The organism is Thermogemmata fonticola (assembly GCF_013694095.1).
Taxonomy (GTDB): Bacteria; Planctomycetota; Planctomycetia; order Gemmatales; family Gemmataceae; genus Thermogemmata; species Thermogemmata fonticola.
The window spans coordinates 1-1,719 of record NZ_JACEFB010000031.1 but is presented as its reverse complement, the minus strand read 5'-3'; the positions used below and the strand labels follow the sequence as shown (position 1 = coordinate 1,719).

The following is a 1,719-nucleotide window of genomic DNA, read 5'->3' as shown; positions in this document are numbered from 1 at the left end:
TTGTTGTCATATCGGTGGGTTGTGGTAATTGGGATGGGGTAGGGTTTAGCGTTGCTGGTGTGCGGTCTGGTGCTCGTACCGCAAAACCGGCTGCTGGGGGAGGAGGGTGATGGGGTAGATCAACCTGTTTGTCCACAAAATCCTCCCTCTCACGTATGTGATGACAAGTGTATGATGCTAACATATGTCGTGATCCTTCCTGATGGGAGTTTTATGATTGATAGGAGATGCGAAACTGGAGCACAGCCGGGTCAAGTGGGAACATGCAAGCCAGACCAGAATTGCAAGGGTTGTCGATGCATAATCATGAATCAGCCCCCGCCATTCCCGACAGCAACCAAGGCATGTGGATGTTGGTAAGCCACTCATAGGATCGAAGAACACTGATTCCGATTCCTCAATCACATACCAGAATTTTAGAATTATGGAATGAGCCAAAATTTACTAGATTTATTAAGGTATATAGTAATAAAATTTTTCTGTAAATAACCAATAAACTCTTAAACACTAGGAGTTGCAAAATGTATGCCTATAGGAACATAACTAATTTGAATATTTTTCATCAATCATATCGCTTTCCTTTGATTAGTTGGCGATGGATTTGGATCCTAGTTTTGGCTTGGGGAATTGACACACAACAGTGTTATTCTCAGTCTCAGGATTTGCGACATCGCTTTCTGCATGAGGCGCCGCAGAAGTGGAAAGAGCATAAACAGAGATGTAGCGAACTCTGCCTACAGTTGGAGTTGAAGAGTTGGTTGAGAGTTCCCGATTCAGTCAAATTCGATACATCTACAATACCAAATGATTATTTTTATACCCTGCGTGATAAATCTGGGACAAGATTACTATCAATTTTAGGTTCACGGGATAGTATTTATACATGCTGGGCTGTGAATGATAAATATGCATTTGAACTAAATCGTAAAGGACCATCAAACCCATGGTTGCTCGTGAGGATAAATGGAAATCCAAAGGACAGTTTTATTCATAGTTACGCTAGTATGGCACTTCATAATCATAATGATTACTGGTCAACATCACCTTTTGTTTTGTACAAGATATCACTCGAGCAGTTAGTGAAGCAACCCGGTTTTGAAGTGGTCCATGCGGAACAGATTGACAAAGGTCAACAGCAGCTAGTAAGAGTGGAGTTTCGTTCTCCTAAGAAAGTGGCAGTCCTGGGATCCTCTAGTATTGATTATTGCTATGAGAATGGATGGATAATCTTTGATCCAGAGCGTTATTGGATTCCACTCGAGTACAAGGCTTCTGTGACATGGTTAGGTGCTCAAGAGATCAAAACTGAGGAACACGGTGCGATGGAATATACCAAAATTTCACATGAACTACCCGTGTTGAAACAGATGGATGGTCGAATCAAAGGCAAGAGTACCAAAGGCATCCCCGTGGAATTGGATTTTGTATTCCGAACAGAATATTTGATAAGGGAATATGTACCATCAGTGGAGGAGTTTACGTTGTCGGCGTTTGGATTGCCGGAGCCGGTGGGTGTGGAGTGGGAGCGGCCGGTGCGGTGGTATTTGTGGCTGACGCTGGCGGGGATGGTGTGTTTGGTAGCCGGCGGAGTATTTTATTGGCTGAGCCGCCGCCGAGCCGGAGGGGAGAGCTGAGGGAGAGCACAGCACATCCATGTGATTGGAGGTAGTAATCATGGCAGCATCTCGGTATTTGGTGTTCAGTTTGTGGCTAGGTGGT

The 1,719-nt window shown here is 44.3% G+C and carries 1 protein-coding gene; it reads left to right on the top strand.

What is annotated here, in order from left to right; genetic code table 11:
• Positions 1-521 precede the first annotated feature (521 nt).
• On the top strand, positions 522-1,634 hold the full coding sequence (locus H0921_RS17535; protein ID WP_194539829.1) for a hypothetical protein: 1,113 nt from the start codon (positions 522-524) through the stop codon (positions 1,632-1,634).
• The last annotated feature ends 85 nt before the right edge of the window (positions 1,635-1,719 follow it).